General features: G+C 72.1%; 18 protein-coding genes and 3 pseudogenes. 16 read left to right on the top strand and 5 right to left on the bottom strand.

Annotation, left to right across the window (positions count from 1 at the left end):
* Positions 1-8: 8 nt before the first annotated feature.
* The 10 genes and pseudogenes from ruvC to GA0070560_RS22155 form a co-directional block, all read left to right on the top strand.
* The gene (ruvC, locus tag GA0070560_RS22190; RefSeq protein WP_091301062.1) at positions 9-536 is read left to right on the top strand and encodes a crossover junction endodeoxyribonuclease RuvC; all 528 of its coding nucleotides are present in this window, start codon (positions 9-11) and stop codon (positions 534-536) included.
* On the top strand, positions 533-1,135 hold the full coding sequence (gene ruvA, locus GA0070560_RS22185; protein ID WP_088978427.1) for a Holliday junction branch migration protein RuvA: 603 nt from the start codon (positions 533-535) through the stop codon (positions 1,133-1,135). Before ruvC ends, ruvA begins: the two co-directional genes overlap by 4 nt.
* Positions 1,132-1,342: pseudogene (locus GA0070560_RS28340) on the top strand (Holliday junction branch migration DNA helicase RuvB); the annotation flags it as partial. The gene ruvA and the pseudogene GA0070560_RS28340, both read left to right, overlap by 4 nt.
* A 17-nt stretch (positions 1,343-1,359) precedes the next feature.
* A pseudogene (locus GA0070560_RS29590) lies at positions 1,360-2,148 on the top strand (LAGLIDADG family homing endonuclease); the annotation flags it as partial.
* The gene (ruvB, locus tag GA0070560_RS29585) at positions 2,137-3,204 is read left to right on the top strand and encodes a Holliday junction branch migration DNA helicase RuvB (protein ID WP_425412694.1); all 1,068 of its coding nucleotides are present in this window, start codon (positions 2,137-2,139) and stop codon (positions 3,202-3,204) included. The pseudogene GA0070560_RS29590 and the gene ruvB, both read left to right, overlap by 12 nt.
* A gap of 136 nt (positions 3,205-3,340) precedes the next feature.
* Positions 3,341-3,688 carry a preprotein translocase subunit YajC gene (gene yajC, locus GA0070560_RS22175; RefSeq protein WP_170839525.1) on the top strand — a complete coding sequence of 116 codons (348 nt, stop codon included), beginning with the start codon at positions 3,341-3,343 and terminating at the stop codon, positions 3,686-3,688.
* Positions 3,689-3,915: 227 nt separating this feature from the next.
* On the top strand, positions 3,916-5,817 hold the full coding sequence (gene secD, locus GA0070560_RS22170; RefSeq protein ID WP_170839524.1) for a protein translocase subunit SecD: 1,902 nt from the start codon (positions 3,916-3,918) through the stop codon (positions 5,815-5,817).
* Between the two features lies 1 nt (position 5,818).
* Positions 5,819-7,012, top strand: coding sequence for a protein translocase subunit SecF (secF, locus tag GA0070560_RS22165; RefSeq protein ID WP_091301053.1), 1,194 nt, complete (start codon positions 5,819-5,821; stop codon positions 7,010-7,012).
* A gap of 99 nt (positions 7,013-7,111) precedes the next feature.
* Positions 7,112-7,678: an adenine phosphoribosyltransferase gene (locus tag GA0070560_RS22160; RefSeq protein ID WP_091301051.1), complete on the top strand. Its 567-nt coding sequence runs from the start codon at positions 7,112-7,114 to the stop codon at positions 7,676-7,678.
* Positions 7,679-8,085: 407 nt separating this feature from the next.
* Positions 8,086-10,365 (top strand): annotated as a pseudogene (locus GA0070560_RS22155) (RelA/SpoT family protein); the annotation flags it as partial.
* Positions 10,366-10,437: 72 nt separating this feature from the next.
* Here the strand turns inward: GA0070560_RS22155 and GA0070560_RS22150 are convergent.
* Together GA0070560_RS22150 and GA0070560_RS22145 are read right to left on the bottom strand one after the other, a co-directional pair.
* Positions 10,438-11,277 (bottom strand): peptidylprolyl isomerase, encoded by an 840-nt coding sequence (locus GA0070560_RS22150; RefSeq protein ID WP_091301149.1) that lies wholly within the window; start codon positions 11,275-11,277, stop codon positions 10,438-10,440.
* Between the two features lie 58 nt (positions 11,278-11,335).
* The gene (locus GA0070560_RS22145) at positions 11,336-12,220 is read right to left on the bottom strand and encodes a peptidylprolyl isomerase (protein ID WP_091301047.1); all 885 of its coding nucleotides are present in this window, start codon (positions 12,218-12,220) and stop codon (positions 11,336-11,338) included.
* 261 nt (positions 12,221-12,481) lie between these two features.
* Between GA0070560_RS22145 and GA0070560_RS22140 the strand changes: the two genes are divergently transcribed.
* From GA0070560_RS22140 to GA0070560_RS22130, 3 genes are all read left to right on the top strand, one after another.
* Positions 12,482-13,201 (top strand): MBL fold metallo-hydrolase, encoded by a 720-nt coding sequence (locus GA0070560_RS22140; protein ID WP_091301045.1) that lies wholly within the window; start codon positions 12,482-12,484, stop codon positions 13,199-13,201.
* 120 nt (positions 13,202-13,321) lie between these two features.
* Complete coding sequence (gene hisS / locus GA0070560_RS22135) at positions 13,322-14,644, top strand: histidine--tRNA ligase (protein WP_091301042.1); 1,323 nt, start codon at positions 13,322-13,324, stop codon at positions 14,642-14,644.
* Positions 14,645-14,779: 135 nt separating this feature from the next.
* On the top strand, positions 14,780-15,718 hold the full coding sequence (locus GA0070560_RS22130; protein WP_091301040.1) for an acyl-ACP desaturase: 939 nt from the start codon (positions 14,780-14,782) through the stop codon (positions 15,716-15,718).
* 186 nt (positions 15,719-15,904) lie between these two features.
* Here the strand turns inward: GA0070560_RS22130 and GA0070560_RS22125 are convergent, their stop codons facing one another.
* Complete coding sequence (locus tag GA0070560_RS22125; RefSeq protein ID WP_091301038.1) at positions 15,905-16,420, bottom strand: PaaI family thioesterase; 516 nt, start codon at positions 16,418-16,420, stop codon at positions 15,905-15,907.
* 56 nt (positions 16,421-16,476) lie between these two features.
* Here GA0070560_RS22125 and GA0070560_RS22120 point away from each other — a divergent pair, with 56 nt between their 5' ends.
* A complete protein-coding gene (locus GA0070560_RS22120) occupies positions 16,477-16,953 on the top strand; it encodes a winged helix-turn-helix transcriptional regulator (RefSeq protein WP_091301036.1) in 477 nt (158 codons plus the stop codon).
* Positions 16,954-17,026: 73 nt separating this feature from the next.
* Here GA0070560_RS22120 and GA0070560_RS22115 read toward each other — a convergent pair whose 3' ends face one another.
* Positions 17,027-17,857 carry a GDSL-type esterase/lipase family protein gene (locus GA0070560_RS22115; RefSeq protein WP_091301034.1) on the bottom strand — a complete coding sequence of 277 codons (831 nt, stop codon included), beginning with the start codon at positions 17,855-17,857 and terminating at the stop codon, positions 17,027-17,029.
* A gap of 247 nt (positions 17,858-18,104) precedes the next feature.
* On the opposite strand from GA0070560_RS22115, the gene GA0070560_RS22110 reads away from it, so the two are divergent.
* On the top strand, positions 18,105-19,160 hold the full coding sequence (locus GA0070560_RS22110) for a S1 family peptidase (RefSeq protein ID WP_091301032.1): 1,056 nt from the start codon (positions 18,105-18,107) through the stop codon (positions 19,158-19,160).
* Between the two features lie 27 nt (positions 19,161-19,187).
* Here the strand turns inward: GA0070560_RS22110 and GA0070560_RS22105 are convergent, their stop codons facing one another.
* A complete protein-coding gene (locus GA0070560_RS22105; RefSeq protein ID WP_170839523.1) occupies positions 19,188-19,832 on the bottom strand; it encodes a DUF998 domain-containing protein in 645 nt (214 codons plus the stop codon).
* Between the two features lie 169 nt (positions 19,833-20,001).
* On the opposite strand from GA0070560_RS22105, the gene aspS reads away from it, so the two are divergent.
* The gene (gene aspS, locus GA0070560_RS22100) at positions 20,002-21,825 is read left to right on the top strand and encodes an aspartate--tRNA ligase (protein ID WP_091301027.1); all 1,824 of its coding nucleotides are present in this window, start codon (positions 20,002-20,004) and stop codon (positions 21,823-21,825) included.
* Positions 21,826-21,854 lie beyond the last annotated feature (29 nt).

Here is a 21,854-nt window from a genome sequence, read left to right as displayed (position 1 = left end):
GAGGCGGCGTGCGCGTGCTCGGCGTCGACCCGGGGCTGACGCGGTGCGGAGTCGGCGTGGTCGAGGGCGTGCCGGGGCGGCCCTGCACCCTGATCGCCTACTACGTCGTCTACACCGACCCCGCCGACGATCTGCCGCTGCGCCTGCTGCACCTGGACCGCTCGCTCACCGACCTGGTCGCCGAGCACCGGCCGGACGCCGTCGCCGTGGAGCGGGTCTTCAGCCAGCACAACGTCCGCACGGTGATGGGCACCGCCCAGGCCAGCGGGATCGCCGTGCTCGCCGGGGCGCGCGCCGGCCTGCCGGTGCAGACGTACACGCCGAGCGAGGTGAAGGCGGCGGTGACCGGTTCCGGTCAGGCCGACAAGAAGCAGATGACGACCATGGTGACCCGGCTGCTGCGGCTGTCCGAGCCGCCGAAGCCCGCCGACGCGGCCGACGCCCTCGCCCTGGCCATCTGCCACGTGTGGCGCGGCGGCACGCGGTCGAAGCTGGCCGCGGCCGCCGACCGGGTACGACGAGGAGGAGCACGATGATCGCCAGCGTGCGCGGCACGGTGACCGCGACCGGTCCCGACCACGCGGTGGTGGAGGTCGGCGGGATCGGCCTGGCGGTGCAGTGCGCCCCCGGCACCCTCGCCGAGCTGCGGGTCGGCCAGCCCGCCCGGCTCGCCACCAGCCTCGTCGTCCGGGAGGACTCGCTCACCCTCTACGGCTTCGCCGACGACGACGCCAAGCAACTGTTCGAGCTGCTCCAGACGGCCAGCGGGGTCGGCCCCCGGCTGGCCCAGGCGGTGCTCGCCGTGCACACCCCCGACGCGGTCCGCAAGGCCATCGCCAACGCCGACACCGCCGCCCTGACCCGGGTGCCGGGCATCGGCAAGAAAGGCGCCGAGCGCCTGGTGCTGGAGCTGCGCGACCGGATCGGTCCGGTGCCGGTCGGCGCCGACGGCGCGGCCGGGGTCACCGGCGGGGCGTGGCCCGAGCAGGTCCGCCAGGCCCTCGTCGGGCTCGGCTGGACGGCCGCCCAGGCCGACCAGGCGGTGGCGGCCGTCGCGGAGACGGTCGACGGGGAGACGCCGCCGGTGCCGGTCCTGCTCAAGCAGGCCATCCGGCTGCTGGGCCGCACCCGATGACCGGCGACGACCTGGTCTCGGCGTACGCCGACGACGCGGAACGGGACGCCGAGGCCAGCGTCCGGCCGAAGCGGCTCGACGAGTTCATCGCCCAGCACCGGGTCCGCGACCAGCTCGACCTGCTGCTCCAGGGCGCGATGCGGCGGGGGTCGCCCCCCGACCACATTCTCCTTTCAGGGCCACCGGGGCTGGGCAAGCCCGTCTCCGTCGACGCGCTCGTGCTCATGGCGGACGGCTCACGACGCCGACTGGGTGACATCGTCGTCGGGGATCGCGTCATTACCCGTACGGGTGAGGGCGCGGCGGTGACCGCCGTGCACGAACAGGGCGAACTCGACTCCGTCCGGATCCGTACCGGCAGCGGACGGGAGGTCGTCGCGGCTCCGGACCACCCGTTCTGGACGCCCGAGGGCTGGGTCAAGGCCGGGGACCTCACGGAGGATGACTTTCTGGCCAACGTCCTGTGTCCGGACCTCGTCGCCGACGCCACCGAGGATCTCGCGGAGTACAAGCTCGCCGGGTACCTGATCGGTGACGGCTGCACCAGCAACCAGGTGACCTTCACCGGTGGGGACGAGGAGGTCCTGGCGGACTTCCGATCGACGTGTGACCGGCTCGGCCACCCGCACGTCACGAGGCCCGACAGCGCCCGGAGCTCCCTGATCCGGATCAGCGGACTCCGGCCGTGGCTGAAGGAGCACGGACTCCTCGACAAGACCGCCTGGCGGCAGCGCGTACCGGAGTTCGTCTTCCGTGGCGACAGCTGGCAGGTCGGGGCGTTCCTCGGCGCGTACTTCGCCTGTGACGGCTCGGTGAGTCGGCGTGGGCGCGACCGCTACGACGTCGTGGTCGATTACCGCAGCGTCTCCAGGGATCTCCTCGCGGACGTACAGCATCTCCTGCTGCGCCTGGGCGTCCAGTCCCGGCTGAAGCTCAAGCGGGGACGCTACCAGGGCAGACCTCATGAGTCGTGGCGACTGAGCATCACCAGTCAGGATGACGTGGCCCGCTTCGTTCAGCGCGTGACGATCACCGGGGCGCGGGGCGAGCGGCTCGCACAGTGGGCGCCACGTCGGGACCGCTTCGAGGAGAGGCTCGCCGCGGACCGGGTGGTCTCCGTGGAGCGGGTCGGCCTGCACGAGTGCCGGTGCCTGACCGTGGACGGCGATCACACGTTCACCGTCAACGATTTGGTGGTGCACAACACCACGCTGGCGAACATCGTCGCCGCCGAGTTGGGCGCCGGCATCCGGGTGACCAGCGGCCCGGCGATCGAGCGTTCCGGCGACCTGGCGGCCATCCTGACCAGCCTCGCCGAGGGCGACGTGCTCTTCATCGACGAGATCCACCGGATCGCCAAGCCGGCGGAGGAGCTGCTCTACAGCGCCATGGAGGACTTCCGGGTCGACGTGGTGGTCGGCAAGGGGCCGGGCGCCACCGCCATCCCGCTGGACGTCGAGCCGTTCACCCTGGTCGGCGCGACCACCCGCTCCGGGCTGCTCACCGGGCCGATGCGGGACCGGTTCGGCTTCGTCGCGCACCTGGACTTCTACTCCCCGGCCGACCTGGAGGCGCTGTTGCACCGCTCGGCCCGGATCCTCGGCGTGCCGATCACCGACGACGGGGCCACCGAGATCGCCGGCCGTTCCCGGGGCACGCCCCGGATCGCCAACCGGCTGCTGCGCCGGGTCCGCGACTACGCCGAGGTCCGCGCCGACGGTGTGGTCACCCTGGAGACCGCCCGGGCCGCGCTGACGGTGTACGACGTCGACGCGCTCGGCCTGGACCGGCTGGACCGGGCGGTGCTGACCGCGCTGGTCGACTCGTTCCGGGGTGGGCCGGTCGGGCTCTCCACCCTGGCGGTGGCGGTGGGGGAGCAGCCGGACACGGTGGAGGAGGTCTGCGAGCCCTTCCTGGTCCGGGCCGGCCTGCTGGCCCGTACGCCCCGAGGGCGGGTCGCCACCGAGGCGGCCTGGCGTCACCTGGGCCGCACGCCACCAAATGGTACATTTGGCACCGATGCCCCGCCCGTGCCCGATCTGTTCTCCGCCACGCCCGATCAGCCGTGATCCGAACGTGATCTGCACCGCATTCGGCGTTCTCAGGCGCAGGGATTAGACTCGCCGCGGTCTGTACAGGATGTGAGAATCCGCCTCCGCTCCGGCGCCTCGTGCCGGCGGGGGGCCAATGGGAAGGTCGCACACCGTGCTTTACGCAGCAGAGTCCGGCGGAGGCGCCGGTGGTCTGACGCCGATCATCATGATCGCCCTGCTCTTCGGGGTCATGTACTTCATGATGATCCGGCCGCAGCAGAAGCGCCGCCGCGAGGCCGAGGCCATGCAGAAGGCGCTCGCCCCGGGTGACGAGGTCGTCACCATCGGCGGGCTCTACGGCACGGTCACCGGGGTGGACGACGACACGGTGCTGCTCGAGGTGGCCCCCGGAGTCCAGACCCGCTACGCCCGGCCGGCCATCGCCCGGGTGGTCAACCAGGCCGAGCGCACCGAGGCGACCGACCCGGTCGCCGAGGACGCGGACGCCGTCAAGGAGTGAACGCCGCGCCCGCCATCCCTGCGGACGGCGGGTGTGACGTGACAACTGGATAGGTGGGCCGGCATCCGCCGCCGGCACGCGCGACCGTCCGTACGACGCCCCCGCGTCGGCGGTGGCCCGCCGTGCCGACCGCGGCTCCGGCCCCGGAGAGCATGTCGGCCGGGCCCCCGGTCCGACCTCGCCGCCGCTGCGCCGGCGGCGCGACCGTTACAGGGAGACAGACAGCCGTGGCACCACCTCAGGGACAGATGCGCCCCGGGCGGCAGCTCGCCGTGCTCGGGTTCATCTTCGTCGTCCTCTATCTTCTGGTGTTCTTCTCGGGCGGGGCGAGCGGCGGTTGGAAGGACCGGCTGGAGCCCCGGCTCGGCCTGGACCTGATCGGCGGCACCCGGCTCACCCTGGAGGCCACCAACAGCATCGACGGCAAGCCGCCGACCTCGGAGAACCTGGAGGAGGCCCGGCGGATCATCGAGAACCGGGTCAACGCCTACGGTGTGGCCGAGGCCGAGGTGGTCACCGAGGGTGACCGGAACATCGTCGTCTCCCTGCCCGGTCAGAACCGCGAGCTGAACGACGTCGGTAGCGCCGCCGAGCTGCGGTTCCGCAAGGTGCTCAAGGCCACCGACGGCAGCGGCGCGGTGACCGCGCCGGCCGCGACCCCGGCGCCGTCCGGCAGCGCCTCGCCGGCGCCGTCCGGCAGCGCGTCGGCCTCGCCGAAGGCGTCCGCGTCGGCGAAGGCCACCGCCTCGCCGAGCGCCGGTGGCCAGGGCGGTGGCGCCCCCGCGCCCAGCGCCAGCCCGTCCGCGTCGGCCTCGCCGAGCGCCCCGGCCGCCTCGCCGAGCGCCAGCGCCGCCCCGGTGCCGCAGAGCGTCGAGGAGCAGCGCAAGGCGGTCGAGAAGAAGGTCGGTGCCACGGCCTGGGCCGCCGCGAGCGCCCTGCAGGCCCCGGCCGACTTCACCGCCGACCCGTCCCTGGCGGAGAAGCTTAAGCCGTTCGGCACGCTCTCCCCGGCCGAGGTCGCGGTGCTGTCGCCGCAGATGCAGTTCAACGTCCCCACCATCACCTGCGCCCAGCTCGACAAGCGCCCGGCAGCGTCGATCAAGGACGAGAAGCAGCAGGCGGTGGCCTGTGAGAGTGGCGCGGCGAAGTACCTGCTCGACGTGGCGAAGGTCGTCGGCACCGACGTCGACGACGCCGACGCGGTGCTCGACCAGACCAGCCAGTGGGTGGTCAGCCTGAACTTCACCGGCAGCGGTCAGGACAAGTGGACCGCGCTGACCCGCGAGGCGTTCAACAACGAGGGTGGCGCCTGCGACCAGACCGCGCTCGGCCAGGACGGCAAGTGCCGGGTGGCGGTCGTGCTGGACAACGAGATCGTCTCCTCGCCGGAGATCCAGGGTGTGTTGACCGGCGACTCGCAGATCACCGGCAGCTTCAACCAGAAGGACGCCGCCGAGCTCGCCGGCAACCTGCGCTACGGCGCGCTGCCGGTGACCTTCGTGCCGCAGGAGCAGCAGAACGTCACGGCCACCCTGGGTGAGAGCCACCTGCGGGCCGGTCTGCTGGCGGCCGGCATCGGCATGCTGCTGGTGATCATCTACTCGTTCTTCTACTACCGGCTGCTCGGCTCGGTCATCTTCCTGAGCCTGGTGCTCTCCGCGCTGCTGGTCTTCGGCGCGCTGGTCGTCCTCGGCCGGCAGATCGGCTTCACCCTCACCCTCGCCGGTATCGCCGGCATGATCGTCTCGCTCGGTGTGGCGGCGGACTCGTTCGTCATCTACTTCGAGCGGCTCAAGGACGAGATCCGGGAGGGACGCAGCCCGCGCAGCGCGGTCCCGCGTGCCTGGATCCGGGCCCGCCGGACGATCATCTCGGCGAACGCGATCACCCTGATGTCGGCCGTGGTGCTCTACATCGTCTCGGTCGGCGCGGTGAAGGGCTTCGCCTTCGCGCTGGGCCTCGCGACGATCCTCGACCTGGTGGTGGTCTTCCTCTTCCGGCACCCGATCATGACGATGTTCGCCCGTACCCGGGCGTTCCTCTCCCCACGGGTCAGCGGTCTCGGCCGGGCCCTGCCGGCCCGGACCGAGCAGGCCAACCCCCGCAACCCGCGTGTCAAGGAGGCCTGAGATGGCTGGAAGTGGTCTCGCGAGCCGGCTCTACCGCGGTGAGGCCGGACTCGACATCGTCGGCCGGCGCAAGCTCTGGTTCGCCGTCGCCGGCCTGCTGGTGCTGGTCTCCGTGCTCAGCTTCGCGGTGCTCAAGTTCAGCCTCGGCATCGAGTTCGCCGGCGGCAACTCGTTCCAGGTGCCGGCGAGTGTCGGCACCCTGGAGCAGACCGAGGTCCAGGTCGAGCGGGCGCTGGCTACCACCGGCAGCGGCGCCGAGGTGGTGACCGCCCAGCAGGTGGGCAGCACCAGTGGCGAGTACTACGAGGTGCGCACCTCGCAGCTCAGCCAGGAGCAGGCGACCGACGTCAAGAACGAGCTCGCCGGCGCGTTCGGCATCAACGCCGACCAGATCAGTGGCAACCAGGTCAGCGAGGCCTGGGGCGACCAGGTGACCTCCCGGGCGCTGCTCGGTCTGATCATCTTCGTCGCGGTGGTGGCGGTCTACCTGATCCTGCGTTTCGAGTGGCGGATGGCCGCCGCCGCGATCGTCTCGCTGTTCATGAACCTGATCCTCACCGCCGGCATCTACTCGATCGTCGGCTTCGAGGTCACCCCGTCGACGGTCATCGGCTTCCTCACCATCCTGGGCTTCGCGCTCTACGACGTGGTGGTGGTCTTCGACAAGGTGCAGGAGAACACCCGGGGCATCACTGCCAACAACAACCAGACCTACGGCGAGGCCGCGAACCTGGCGTTGAACCAGAGCCTGATGCGGTCGCTGAACACCTCAGTGGTCGCCCTGCTCCCGGTCGGCGGCCTGCTCTTCATCGGTGCCGGCCTGCTCGGCGCGGGCACCCTGAAGGACCTGGGTCTGGTGCTCTTCGTCGGTATGGCGGTGGCGTTCCTGACCTCGATCCTGCTGGCCACCCCGCTGCTGGTGCTGCTGAAGAACCAGGAGCCGCGGATCCAGGCCCACAACAAGCGGGTGCTGGCCCGCCGGGGCGCCCTCGCCCGGGGCGAGATCGCCCCGAAGGGCGCTCCCCGCCCGGCCGTCGAGGCCGACGCCGAGGCGATCGACCCGGAGGCGGCGGCGCTGGCCGGCACCGCGCCGAAGGTCGGCGCCCGGCCCACCGGCAAGCGTTCCGGCGGCGCGCGGGGCGGCCGTCCCAGCGGCGGTGGGGGCAACCGGCCCGGTGGCGCCAAGCGGCGTTGACCGGTCCGGCCGGACCCGGTAGGAGACGAACCGACGGCGTCCTTCATGCTGTGCGAGCGGCATGGAGGACGCCGTCGTCGCTTGAGAGGGAGCACCACCGTGACGGAGACGCACAGCACCGGGGTACGGGGAGACAGCGGCCCGGAGGTCGCCCGGCTGGTGGCCAGCCGGGTGCTGGACGTGCCGGACTTCCCCAAGCCCGGCGTCATGTTCAAGGACCTGATGCCGCTCTTCGCCGACGGCGACGTGTTCCGCGAGGTGATCGACGGGATCGTCGGGCACCACGGGCGTGACTCGTTCGACATCGTGGTGGGCATCGAGGCGCGCGGCTTCGTGATCGCCGCCGCGATCGCGTACGCCACGGGGGTGGGCGTGGTGCCGGTTCGCAAGGCCGGCAAGCTGCCCCGGGCCGCCTACTCGGCCTCGTACGCGCTGGAGTACGGCGAGGCGACCCTGGAGGTCCACCAGGACGCCTTCACCGCCGGGCACCGGGTACTGGTGGTGGACGACGTGCTGGCCACCGGCGGCACCGCCGAGGCCACCCTCGACCTGGTGGAACGGGCCGGCGGCACGGTCGCCGGGTTCACCGTCCTGATGGAGTTGGGCTTCCTGGGGGGCCGTGAGAAGCTCGCCGGACGCCCGGTCCATGCCCTGCTGACCGTTTGACCCGGACGCCGTCGGAGGGAGCCGTCGCCGTCCGTCCGGCGGAGCGGCGCGGCACCCACCCTGCGGGTAGCATTGCCCTTTGCTGACGGGCGGGTCCACCGCCCCTCAGGCGCGAGGACCGGCCGGCACACGCAGCCGGCGCGGAACAACACCGGCCCGACGGCCGGTTGAAGAAGGCGTCGACCGCACGGTCGGCGTGTTCCCGGCGAGCGGTGAGGAGGCCGGTGTCCCACGATGTCGTCCCTCCGGTGGAGGGCACGGTGCACCCGACAGGCGACGCTGACGGCTCGGTGACCGAGCGCAAGGGCACCCCGCCGGCCCGGGTGGCGGGTGACGGCGCGGTTCCCGAGGCGGCCGGTCAGGCCGGCGCCGGGACGGTGGCGCTGCCGGCCGACGGCGACCCCTCGCCGAGCGGCGGTTTCGCGCTCTCCAACGCGCCGACCGGCCGGCGGGTGCGCGCCCGGCTTGCCCGGTTCAACGCGCCCTGGCAGAGCTCGCAGGTCAGCGAGGTGCTCGAGCCGCTGATCGCCACCCACCGCGAGAACCACCCCAAGGCGGACGCGCGGCTGCTCCAGCGCGCGTTCGACACCGCGGCGCGCTGGCACTCCGGCCAGTACCGCAAGTCCGGCGACCCGTACATCACCCACCCGTTGGCGGTGGCCACCATCCTGGCCAACCTCGGGATGGACACCACCACCCTGGTCGCCGCGCTGCTGCACGACACGATCGAGGACACCGAGTACACCCTCGACCAGATGCGGGCGGACTTCGGCCCGGAGGTGACCCTCCTGGTCGACGGCGTGACGAAGCTGGACAAGGTCAAGCTGGGGGACGCGGCCAAGGCCGAGACGATCCGCAAGATGGTCGTGGCGATGGCCAAGGACCCGCGGGTGCTGGTGATCAAGCTGGCCGACCGGCTGCACAACATGCGGACCCTGACCTTCCTGCCCCGCCCGAAGCAGGAGCAGAAGGCGAAGGAGACGCTGGAGATCCTGGCCCCGCTGGCGCACCGGCTGGGTATGAACACGATCAAGTGGGAGTTGGAGGACCTCGCCTTCGGCACCCTGTTCCCGAAGCGGTTCGAGGAGATCAACCGGCTGATCGGGGAGCACCAGCCGCAGCGCGAGGCGCTGCTGCGCCAGGTGACCCAGAAGGTGTCGACCGACCTGAAGGCCGCCAAGATCAAGGCAGAGACGACCGGGCGGCCGAAGCACCTCTACTCGATCTACCAGAAGATGATCGTGCGGGGTCGCGACTTCAACGACATCTACGACCTGGTCGGGGTGCGGATCCTGGTCGACACGGTGCGGGACTGCTACGCGGCGCTGGGCGTCATCCACGCCAACTGGCAGCCGGTGCCGGGCCGGTTCAAGGACTACATCGCCATGCCCAAGTTCAACATGTACCAGTCGTTGCACACGACGGTCATCGGGCCCACCGGCAAGCCGGTGGAGATGCAGATCCGCACGTACGCCATGCACCGCACCGCCGAGTTCGGCATCGCCGCGCACTGGAAGTACAAGGAGCACAAGGGCACCCAGATCGTCGGCCCGCCGGCGCACATCGACGAGATGACCTGGCTGCGGCAGTTGCTGGACTGGCAGCGGGAGGCGGCCGACCCGAGCGAGTTCCTGGACGCGCTGCGCTTCGACCTGTCCAGCCAGGAGGTGTACGTCTTCACCCCGAAGGGTGACGTCATCCCGCTGCCGACCGGGTCGACGCCGGTGGACTTCGCGTACGCGGTGCACACCGAGGTGGGGCACAAGTGCATCGGGGCGCGGGTCAACGGCAAGCTGGTGCCGCTGGAGTCGACGCTGTCCAACGGCGACGTGATCGAGATCTTCACCTCGAAGTCCGACACGGCCGGCCCGACGCAGGACTGGCTGGGCTTCGTCAAGAGCCCGCGCGCCCGCACCAAGATCCGCCAGTACTTCAACAAGGAGCGGCGCGAGGAGGCGATCGAGGCCGGTAAGGACGCGATCGTCAAGGCGATGCGCAAGCAGGGCATGCCGTTGCAGCGGATGCTCACCTCGGACGCGTTGATGGCGATCGCCCGGGACCTGCACCTGGCCGACGTCGCCTCGCTCTACGCGGCGGTCGGTGACAGCCAGGTCTCCGCCCAGTCCGTGGTGCAGAAGCTGATGGCCACGTACGGCGGCGAGGAGGGCGCGGCGGAGGACATCGCCGAGACCGCCGTCGCCACCCGTCCGCCGCGCAGCCGGCAGAGCAGCAGTGATCCGGGCGTCGTCGTGCGTGGCGTCAGCGACGTCTGGATCAAGCTGGCCCGCTGCTGCACCCCGGTGCCGCCGGACGCGGTCTTCGGTTTCGTCACCCGTTCCGGCGGGGTGAGCGTGCACCGCGACGACTGCGCCAACGCCGAGGACCTGCGCGCGCAGAGCGAGCGGGTGGTCGAGGTGAGCTGGAAGCTCACCTCCGCCTCGACGTTCCTGGTCGCCATCCAGGTGGAGGCGCTGGACCGGCACAAGCTGCTCGCCGACGTCACCCGGGTGCTCTCCGACGAGCGGGTCAACATCCTCTCCGCCACCGTCACCACCACCCGCGACCGGGTGGCGGTGAGCCGGTTCAGCTTCGAGATGGCCGACCCGAAGCACCTGGGCCACCTGCTGGCCGCGGTCCGGAAGGTGGACGGCGTCTTCGACGCCTACCGGGTCACCTCGGGGGCCTGACCGGCCGCCCGCTGCGGGCACGACGAGAAAGCGCCCGCCGGCTCAGCCGGCGGGCGCTTCGTCGTACCGGGATCAGCTCTGGATCTCGCTCATGGTCAGCTTGTTGATGACGACCTCCTTCTTGGGGTGGCCGCCGCCGGCCTGCTGGGCGAAGGCCTTGTCGTCGCCGGCCGCCGCGACCTGCTTGACCAGGTCCATGCCGCCGGTGATGGTGCCCAGGACGGTGTAGTTCGGGTCGAGCGGCGAGTCGCCGTAGACGATGAAGAACTGGCTGCCCGTGCTGCCCGGCTGACCCGAGTTGGCCATCGCGATGACGCCCTCGGGGTACGCGGGGCGCTTGTCGGTGGGCAGGTTCTCCTCGGCGAGGTTGTAGCTCGGGCCGCCGGTGCCGTCGGTCTCGCGCCAGCCCTTGCCGGTGGCGCTCGGGTCGCCGCACTGCAGGACCTTGATGCCCTCGGTCACCAGTCGGTGGCACTTGGTGTCGTTGAAGAAGCCCTTACTGGCCAGGTGGGTGAAACTCCCGGCGGTGCAGGGGACCGCCGACCGGTCGATCTTGGCGGTGATCGGGCCCAGGTTGGTGTCGATCGTCATGGTCTGGGTGCCCTTGTTGGCCTGCTGGTTGGCGGGCAGGCCGACGTCCTTGATCTGCTTGGACCGGGCGTCGGCGGGCACCTCGTTGTACACGCACTGCGAGAAGCCCGCGGTGGTGCTGGTGGTGCCCTGCTCGTCGTCGTCGCCACCGAGGGCGGTGGCCAGCCAGACGGAGCCGGCGACCACGAGCACCAGGACCGCGGCGGCCCCGACGATGGCCTGCGTCTGCCGACGCTTGCGGGCCTTGGCCGCGCGCTCGGCCATCTCCCGCTCGAGTCGGGCCCGCGCCGCCGCGCGCTGCCGCTCTCTCGTGGACGTCACGGTCACTCCTCCTGGACGATCTGCGCGGTCGGTGCCGCGTACGGGTGGTCTGTCCGGTTCAGCCGGCGCTGGGGCTGGCCGACGGGGCACCGGAGGCCGGGCCCGTCGGGGCCGGGGCCGCCTGGGTCGGCTCGCCGACGGTGAGCTTCTGCAGCACCACGTCGGTCTTCGGCTTGACCTTGGCCCCGGTCCCATTGTCCACGGTCGGGAGCGCACCGATCTTCTCGATCACGTCGAGCCCGCCGGTGATCCGCCCGATGACCGGGTACGCCGGCTTGGCCGGGTTGAAGTCCTTGAAGAAGATCAGGAACTGGCTGCCGTTGGCGCCCGGCGGGTTGGCGATCATGGCGACCGTACCCTTCGGGTACGCCGGCGCCTGGCCCGGGGCGGGGCTGGCCGACGGGCTCGCCTCGGACGCCGCCGGGACGTTCTCGTCGTAGAAGGAGTAGGACGGGCCGCCCAGGCCGGTGCCGCTCGGGTCGCCGCAGCGCAGCGCGCCCTCGGCGGTGATCTCGTGGCACTTCGTGTTGTCGTAGAACGACTGGCCCGCGAGGTGGGCGATGCTGGCCGCGGCGCAGGGCGCGCCGGCGAGGTCCAGCTCGGCGGTGACCGGGCCGCCCTGGCTGGTGTTGATCGTCATGGGCCGGGTGCCGGAGGTGGGCAGGTCGGTGGTGGCCGGGGTGCCGACGTCGCGGAGGTTGGTGTTCGCGGCGGCGTCCTGCGGGGTCCAGAGGCAGACGTCCTGGGCGGTGTCCTTCGTCGGTTCCCGGTCGAACGCGCCGAGGCCCCATGCCGCGCCGACCACGATCAGCGTCAGCACGACCGCGGCGCCCACGCCGGCCTGGATCCGTCGGCGGCGACGCGTGCGCGCGGCCCGGCGGGCCAACTGCCGGTCGAGCTTGGCGCGCGCCAGTTTGCGCTGCCGGTCCCTGCTGGAAGCCACCCGTGCTCCCCTTCCTCTACCCTGGTCGTCACCGGCACCTCGCGGCCCCTGCGGCCGCCGTGGGGCGGGTGCGCCACGCCACACGCCCGCCAGAGTGTACGGGTAGCTGCTGGGAAAGTGGTGTACGAGGTCCGGACCGGTTTATCAAAGTGCGTCACTGTGACCGGTGAGATGGACGCGACGGGTGGGCCGGGAATACCGGATCGCCACGGCGACTAGGCTTGCCGGTGGGTACGACGACTCGACGGAAGGGGAGCGCCCGTGCTCGTGGCCGGCTTTCCCGCGGACGCCTTCGGCACCAACTGCTACGTGGTGGCGACCGCTCCGGGGGAGCAGTGCGTGGTGGTCGACCCCGGCATCGGGGTGCTCGACCGGCTCGACGCCGTGCTCGCCGAGCACCGCCTGCACCCGGCCGCCGTGCTGCTCACCCACGGCCACCTCGACCACACCTTCTCCGTGGCGCCGGTCTGCGGCGCGCGCGGCATCCCCGCGTACGTCCACCCGGACGACCGGGAGCTGCTGGCCGACCCGTCCAAGGCGTTGTCGATGGACCTCACCCAACTCTTCGGTGGCCGGCTGCCGTACGCCGAGCCGGACGACGTGGCCGAGCTGACCGACGGGGCGACGCTCGCGCTGGCCGGGCTGGAGATCACCGTCGACCACGCACCGGGCCATACCGGCGGGTCGGTGCTGTTCCGGATGCCCGGCGCCGGCTCGCCCTGGGAGGCGGAGCAGATCTGCCTCTCCGGCGACGTGCTGTTCGCCGGCTCGATCGGCCGCACCGACCTGCCGGGCGGCAGCATGCCCCGCATGCTGACCAGTCTGCGGGAGAAGGTCCTCCCGCTGGCGGACGACACCGTCGTCCTGCCCGGCCACGGCCCCGCGACCACCATCGGCCGCGAGCGCGCGACCAACCCGTACCTCGTCGAGGTGGCGGGGACCGGCGACGCGCGCCCGGCCGCGCCCACCCGCGGCCTGTAGCCGCCGCGACCCACGACCTGCCCGCGCGGTCCGCGCGGAACGCACGCAGGCTCTGCCGCGCAGCGCGCGGCTGCCAACGGAGATTCTGCCGCGCAGCGCGCGGCTGCAAGGGAGTACGCCATGAGCAAGCCCACGCCCATCTCCGGATTCCCGGAGTGGACGCCCGCGCAGCGGATGATCGAGCAGTTCGTCCTCGACCGGATCCGCGCCACCTTCGAGCTGTACGGCTTCGCGCCGCTGGAGACCCGGTCGGTGGAGCCCCTCGATCAGCTGCTGCGCAAGGGGGAGACCTCGAAGGAGGTCTACCTGCTGCGCCGGTTGCAGGCCGACACCGACGGCCCGGCCGGTGACGATGCTCTCGGCCTGCACTTCGACCTGACCGTGCCGTTCGCCCGGTACGTGCTGGAGAACGCCGGCAAGCTGCAGTTCCCGTTCCGTCGCTACCAGATCCAGAAGGTGTGGCGGGGCGAGCGTCCGCAGGAGGGGCGCTACCGCGAGTTCCTCCAGGCCGACATCGACATCGTCGACCGGGACACCCTGCCGGCGCACTACGAGGCGGAGATGCCGCTGGTGATCGGCGATGCGCTGCGGTCGCTGCCGATCCCGCCGGTGCGCATCCAGGTCAACAACCGCAAGATCTGCGAGGGCTTCTACCGGGGCGTCGGGATCGGCGACCCGGAGGCGGCGCTGCGCGCGGTCGACAAGCTCGACAAGATCGGCCCGGCCAAGGTCGCCGAGCTGCTCGCCGAGACCGCGGGGGCGAGCGAGGCGCAGGCCAAGGCGGCCCTGGCGCTGGCCGAGATCTCCGCGCCGGACGCCTCCTTCGCCGACGCGGTACGCGCCCTCGGGGTGAGCGACCCGCTGCTCGACGAGGGCGTCGAGGAGCTGACCGCGGTGGTGGAGACCGCCGCCGCGCACTCGCCCGGCCTCTGCGTCGCCGACCTGCGCATCGCCCGCGGCCTGGACTACTACACCGGCACCGTCTACGAGACGCAGATGATCGGGTACGAGCGGTTCGGCTCGATCTGCTCCGGCGGCCGGTACGACAACCTGGCCAGCGCCGGCACCGTCCGCTTCCCGGGCGTCGGCATCTCCATCGGGGTGACCCGCCTGCTCGGCCTGCTCTTCGGCGCGAACGCGCTGTCGGTCTCGCGCAGTGTGCCGACCTGCGTGCTGGTCGCGGTCACCGCCGAGGAGGAGCGCCCGGCCAGCAACCGGGTCGCGGAGGCGCTGCGCTCGCGGGGCATCCCCACCGAGGTGTCGCCCAGCGCGGCGAAGTTCGGCAAGCAGATCCGCTACGCCGAGCGACGCGGCATCCCGTACGTCTGGTTCCCGGGCGCGGACGGTGACGAGGTGAAGGACATCCGCTCCGGCGAGCAGGTGACCGCGGCGGCGGGGGAGTGGACCCCACCCCGGGAGGACCTGAAACCGCTGGTCGGCTGAACCATCGTCCGGGCGGTCCCGACCAGCCGTCAGGCGTCGCAGCGGTCGGTCGGGCCGGCGGAGTGGGACATTACTGGCGCGTACGCGGAGGAGGACCTACGGTGGCGTAAGCTACGCCACCGTAGGGAGACGCGCATGACCGCCCCGCTGAGCCAGACCGCCCTGCTGCTCGAACTCGAACCCGTGGTCGCGAAGAACCTCGACCGGCATCTGTCCATGGCCAAGGAGTGGTTCCCGCACGAGTACGTGCCGTGGAGCGAAGGGCGCACCTTCGACGGGCCGCTCGGCGGCGAGCCCTGGTCGGCGACCGACTCGACCATCTCCGACGTGGCCCGGACGGCGCTGATCGTCAACCTGCTCACCGAGGACAACCTGCCCTCTTACCACCACGAGATCGCCACCCTGTTCGGTCGGGACGGCGCGTGGGGGACCTGGGTGCACCGGTGGACCGCCGAGGAGGGGCGGCACGGCACCGCCATCCGCGACTACCTGACGGTGACCCGGGCGGTGGACCCGGTGGCCCTGGAACGGGCCCGGATGACGCACATGTCGGCCGGCTACGAGAACGTGCACGGCGACGAGGTGCTGCACTCCCTGGCGTACGTGTCGTTCCAGGAGTTGGCCACCCGGATCTCGCACCGCAACACCGGCAAGGCCACCGCCGATCCGGCCTGCGAGGCGCTGCTGGCCCGGGTGGCCGCCGACGAGAACCTGCACATGGTCTTCTACCGCAACCTGCTCGGCGCCGCGTTCGAGCTGGCCCCCGGCCAGGCGATGCGGGCCGTGGCCGACGTGCTGGCCGACTTCCAGATGCCCGGTGTCGGGATCGAGGGCTTCGCCCGCAAGTCGGTGGCGATCGCCCTCGCCGGCATCTACGACCTGCGCCAGCACCGTGACGAGGTGGTCCTGCCCGTGCTGCGCCAGTGGGACGTCTTCAACGTCACCGGCCTGGACGCCGACGGCGAGACTGCCCGCGACCAGATCGCCGCCCACCTCGACGGCCTGGAGCGCTCGGCCGCCCGCTTCGAGGAGAAGCGCGCCGCCCGCGAGGCCCGCCTCGCCGCCCGCCCCTGACCCCCACCCCCACCCCCACCCCCACCCCCACCCCCACCCCCACCCACCCACCCACCCACCCTCGCGCGCGATCTTGCAGTTTCGGCCGCGACAAAGGGTGCATCGCGCCCGTATCGATGACCCGAAGTGCAAGATCGCGAGGGTCGGGGGTGGGGTGGGGGTGGGGGTGGGGGTGGGGGTGGGGGATTAGGTGGGCTGGTTGAGGGGGAGGAGGAGGCAGCTCGACGTGGCGTGGGCGATCAGGCGCCCCCGGGCGTCGGTGAGGCGGGCCTCCGCGAGGGCGGTGCGGCGGCCGCGTTGCAGCACCGTTCCCTCGCAGCGCAGGGTGCCGCTGGCGACGGTGACCGGGCGGAGGAACTTCACGTTCAGGTCGAGCGAGGTGTAGCCGACCCCGGCCGGCAGGGTGGTGTGCACCGCGCAGGCGGCGGCGGTGTCCAGCAGGGTGGAGATCACCCCACCGTGGACGGTGCCGAGCGGGTTGTAGTGGAACTCCTGGGGGACCAGTTCGACGGCGACCCGGCCTTCGTCGGCCTCCATCCGCGCCATGTCGATCAGGTGCATGATCGGCGGCGCGGCCAGTTCCCCGGCGATCATCGCGCGGAGCAGCTCCAGGCCGCCGCGCCGGCCGACGTGCGCCGCGCCGGCTGTCGGGTCGGACCAGGTGAAGGTACGGCTGCGCGCCGGATCCTGCGTCTGAGTCATGGACCCAGCCTGGCAGCGTGTTGCTGAGTCTGTCAATCAGACCTAGCCTGGTCGGTATGAGACCCGCGGCACTGGACTGGTCGGTGGAGAACTGCACCATCGCCCGGGCGATGGCGATCCTGGGCGAGCGGTGGACTCTGGTGGTGCTCCGCGAGGTCTTCAACGGCGTCCGCCGCTTCGACGACATGCGGGTGCGCACCGGCATCCCCCGGCAGGTGCTGACCAACCGGCTGGCCACCCTGGTCGAGCAGGGTGTGCTGCACCGCGAGCCGTACCAGGAGCCGGGCAGCCGGGTGCGGCACGAGTACCGGCTCACCGAGAAGGGGCTCGACCTGTGGCCGGTGCTGGTGGCGGTGCTCGGCTGGGGTGACCGCTACCTGGCCGACCCGGAGGGCTCGCCGCTCTCCGTCGGGCACCGGGACTGCGGGGCCGAGGTCCACGTCGAACTGCGCTGCGCCGCGGGGCACGAGGTGGGCCGCCCCCGCGACGTGGTGCCGCGACCCGGCCCCGGAGCGCGCCGCCGGGCCGACTGAGCACGCGGCGGTCCGGGGAACCCGGGCGCGGTCCGGCGCGCGGACGGTCACCGCCGCGCGCCGGACCGGCCGGTCACCAGCCGAAGCCGTTGGCGTACGAGACGCTGGCCAGCACCGCCTGGCCGCTGGTGTTGGGGTGGAAGTAGTCCCAGGTGGAGACCTGGCTCAGTGCGAACGGGTAGTTGAACACCGCGTTGTCGTCGAAGTCGCAGTTCGGGCCGTACGCGGCGCAGGCCTGGGCGAGCTGGGTGTTGAAGTCGACGACCCGCTGCCGGACCCGGTTGCGCCGGTCGACGTCGGCCTGCTGGGTGGAGGTCGGGTTCGCCAGCATCGACTGGCAGATGCCGAAGAGCGACCAGGCGCTGCGGGCGCTGCTGCTGCCCTTGCCGACGTACCAGAGCCGTTGGATGTCGGGCACGCTGACGACCAGCACCCGGGCGTTGGGCAGGCCGGCCTTGAGCCGGTTCAGCGCGGCGTCGATGTTGGCCCGGAAGGTGCTCACCGGGGTCATCGACGACTCGGAGCTGGTGCAGGCGTCGTTGGCGCCGATCAGCATCGTGACGTAGTCGACGCCCTGGCTGACCGCGGTGCCGGCCTGGCCGTACATGTCGGCGGACTTGGCGCCGCTGCGGGCGTCGTTGTGGTTGCGTCCGCCGATGTTCGGGTTGAGTGCGCGGACGCGCAGGTAGTGACTGTTCACGCTGGAGTAGTCACCGGTGCTGAACGACCGCGAGGTGCAGTCGGTGTACCAGCCACAGGCGTTGAAGCCGCGGGTGATCGAGTCGCCGAGGCTGGCCATCGAACTCGGTGGCGGGCCGGCGTCGGCGACGGCGGGGGTGGTGGCGAGCAGGACGAGGGCGGTGGCGCTGGCGAGGGCGGCGAGCGCGCGTCGGACGAGGGTCATGGTTGGCCTCCGGTTCACGGGTGCCGGCGTACTGCGGTGGCCAGATCGTATAGACGACTCTCTGTGTCCACAATGTTGCTCCACGGTCACCTGGGGCAGCGGGGTGAATTCGGGCAAAGGGATGCCTTGCGCATGAACTTAAATATGTGAATACTTGCCTCACTCGGTCGGTTTCCCCAGGTCGGCCGGGTTGTCCTCGGGCGCGTTGACGTGACGCCGCCCGTCGCCCCCTTCCGGAGGTTGTTACATGCGACCCACGAGGTCATCGCTCCGTCGCGCCGCAGCCGTCGCCATGGCCGGCACCCTGGTCACCGGCGCGCTTCTCGGCGCACCCGCCCAGGCGGCCCCCGCACCGGCGTCCCCCGACGCCGCCGCCAGCCTGGCCGACCGGCTCGGCGACCGCGCCGCCGGGGCGTACGCCGACGCCAACGGCAAGATGGTCGTCACCGTGACCGACGAGGCCGCCGCCCGCCAGGTGCGCGCCGCCGGCGCCACCCCGAAGCTCGTCACCCGGGGCGCCGCGGTGCTGAACGCCGCCACCGCGGAGCTGGAGCGGTCGGCGAAGATCCCGGGCACCGCCTGGTGGACCGACCCGGCGACCAACCAGGTCGTGGTCTCCGTCGACAGCACCGTGACCGGCGCCAAGCTGGAGCGGGTCAAGGCCGCCGCCGCCCGCACCGGTGGCGCGGTCCGGATCGAGGCCGAGGCCGGCACCCTGAGCACCCGCATCTCCGGTGGCCAGGCGATCTACGCCGGCGGCGGCGGACGCTGCTCGCTGGGCTTCAACGTCCGCAGCAGCAGTGGCGTCAAGTACTTCATCACCGCCGGGCACTGCACCAACATCTCGTCGAGCTGGTACAGCAACTCCGCCCAGACCTCCTACCTGGGCAGCCGGTACGGCACCAGCTTCCCGGGCAACGACTACGGCATCGTGCGGTACAGCAACCAGACCACCACGCAGCCGGGCAACGTCTACCTCTACAACGGCAGCTACCGGGACATCACCCGCTCGGGCAACGCCTACGTCGGCCAGAGCGTGCAGCGCTCCGGCAGCACCACCGGCCTGCGCGGCGGCTCGGTGACCGCCCTCAACGCCACGGTGAACTACGCCGAGGGCTCGGTCTACGGGCTGATCCGCACCAACGTCTGCGCCGAGCCGGGCGACAGCGGCGGCTCGCTGTTCAGCGGGTCCACCGCGCTGGGCCTCACCTCCGGCGGCAGCGGCAACTGCCGCACCGGCGGCACCACCTACTTCCAGCCGGTCACCGAGGTGCTGAGCCGCTACGGCGTCAGCGTCTACTGACCGTCACACCGCGAGCGGGCCGCCGGGTCACCCGGCGGCCCGCTCCGCGTGCGGGCGTGGTCCGGGTGAACCACCCGCTGCCCGCCGGCCCCGGTCGAGCGTCACCGCCACCAGCAGTGGGCAGAGCGCCTGCGCCCCGGCCGCGACCCGCTCGGACAGCCCGATCCGCGGCCCGCCCACGACCAGTTCCAGCACGAACCAGCCGACCAGCACGAGCAGCAGCGCGGCGCAGGCCGTACCCGCGGCGGGAGTGACACCGGTGACGCGGCCGGGCGCGCGGCGGCTGCCGGCGGCGAACGCCGGCCACACCGCGAGCGCACCGAACGCGACGGCGGCGGCCAGCCCGTGCGGGGTGGAGGACCCGCGCTCGGCGGGCAGCGGGAAGGCGGCGACCGCGACGGTGGCGACACCGCCGAGAGCCAGCATCAGCCGACCGGCCGGGCGCAGCGGTCGCAACCCGGCGGCCGTGACGCAGTGGCAGAGGCCGAGGCCAAGCAGCGCGACCGTCATGATCCAGCGGTCGGCCGCGTCCCTCGCCGCGAGCGCGCTGATCGTTGCGGCGACCTGGTCGAAGCCGCCCGGCTGGCGGGCTGCGGCGAGGGTCCAGCCACCGATCAGCAGCACGGGGGCGAGTGCGGCGGAGAGCAGGGCCCAGCGGGGTACGACACGCACCCGGCACACCGTACGCGCCGGTGCCCGTCGCGTCGCCGGACACGGCTCGGCCGGACGCCTCGCCGGTCGCGCCGTCCGCGTGGCGTGACCGCCCGGTGCCAGCCGGTCCGGGGTGTCCCTGACACAATGCGAGCATCAGACGTGGACCGCAGATGAGGAGACGCAAGTCGTGATCCGTACCCATGACGCCGGCAGCCTGCGCGCGACGGACGCCGGCACCACGGTGACGCTCGCCGGGTGGGTGGCCCGCCGGCGCGACCACGGCGGTGTCATCTTCGTCGACCTGCGCGACGGCTCCGGTGTGGTCCAGGTGGTGTTCCGCGAGGAGGACGCGCACGCGCTGCGCAACGAGTTCTGCGTCAAGGTCACCGGCGAGGTGACCCGCCGTCCCGAGGGCAACGAGAACCCGGAGCTGCCCACCGGCGAAATCGAGGTGACCGCCAGCGAGCTGGAGGTGCTCTCCGAGGCGGCCCCGCTGCCGCTGCCGGTGGACGACCAGGTCGAGGCCGGCGACGACATCCGCCTCAGGTACCGCTACCTCGACCTGCGCCGTAGCGGCCCGGCGAAGGCGATGCGGCTGCGGTCGCGGGCGAACCAGCTCGCCCGGCGCGTGCTGCACGAGCGGGACTTCCTGGAGATCGAGACCCCGACGCTGACCCGCTCCACCCCGGAGGGCGCCCGCGACTTCCTGGTCCCGGTCCGGCTCCAGCCCGGCAGCTGGTACGCCCTGCCGCAGTCGCCCCAGCTGTTCAAGCAGCTGCTGATGGTCGGCGGCCTGGAGCGGTACTACCAGATCGCCCGCTGCTACCGGGACGAGGACTTCCGTGCCGACCGGCAGCCGGAGTTCACCCAGCTCGACATCGAGATGTCCTTCGTCACCGAGGACGACGTGATCGACCTCGGTGAGGCGATCGTCTCGGCGCTCTGGAAGGACCTGGCCGGGTACGAGATCCCCCGGCCGATCCCGCGGATCACCTGGCACGACGCGATGGCCCGGTACGGCTCCGACAAGCCGGACCTGCGCTACGGCCTCGAGCTGACCGAGCTGACCGACTACCTGCGCGGCACCGAGTTCCGGGTCTTCGCCGGGGCGATCGACGCCGGTGGGTACGTCGGCGCGGTGGTCATGCCCGGCGGCGCGGCGCAGACCCGCAAGGAGCTCGACGGCTGGCAGGACTGGGCCAGGGCGCGCGGCGCCAAGGGCCTGGCGTACGTGGTGCTCGACGCCGAGACCGGCGTCCCGCGCGGCCCGGTGGCGAAGAACCTCTCCGAGGCGCACCTGACCGGCCTGGCCGACGCGGTCGGCGCCAAGCCGGGCGACGCGGTCTTCTTCGCCGCCAGCACCAACACCCGCGAGGCGCAGGAGCTGCTGGGCGCGGCCCGGATCGAGATCGCCAAGCGGGCCAAGCTGGTCGACGAGAGCGCCTGGGCGTTCTGCTGGGTGGTCGACGCGCCGATGTTCGAGCGGGTCTCCGACCAGGACACCGGCGGGGCGGGCGGCTGGACGGCCGTGCACCACCCGTTCACCTCCCCGAACGCCGAGTGGGTGGACCGGTTCGAGCAGGCCCCGGACCGGGCGTTGGCGTACGCGTACGACATCGTCTGCAACGGCAACGAGATCGGCGGCGGCTCGATCCGTATCCATCGGAGCGACGTGCAGCAGCGGGTCTTCGACCTGCTGGGCATCACCCCGGAGGAGGCGCAGGACAAGTTCGGCTTCCTGCTGGAGGCGTTCAAGTACGGCGCCCCGCCGCACGGCGGCATCGCCCTCGGGTGGGACCGGGTCTGCATGCTGCTCGCCGGCGTGGACTCGATCCGCGAGGTGATCGCCTTCCCGAAGACCCGGGGCGGCTTCGACCCGCTGACCGGCGCGCCGACGCCGATCACCGCCCAGCAGCGCACCGAGGCCGGCATCGACGCCAAGCCCAAGGCGCCGACCGGGGCGCACGCCGGCACCGCCGGCCCGGCCGCTCCGGTGGCCGACCCGGTCTGACCCCGCCCGGGCGCCCCGCCGCCCACCCC

This window comes from Micromonospora halophytica, assembly GCF_900090245.1.
Lineage (GTDB): Bacteria > Actinomycetota > Actinomycetes > Mycobacteriales > Micromonosporaceae > Micromonospora > Micromonospora halophytica.
Note: the sequence above shows the minus strand (reverse complement) of the source record. Positions and strands in the feature narration are given on the sequence as shown.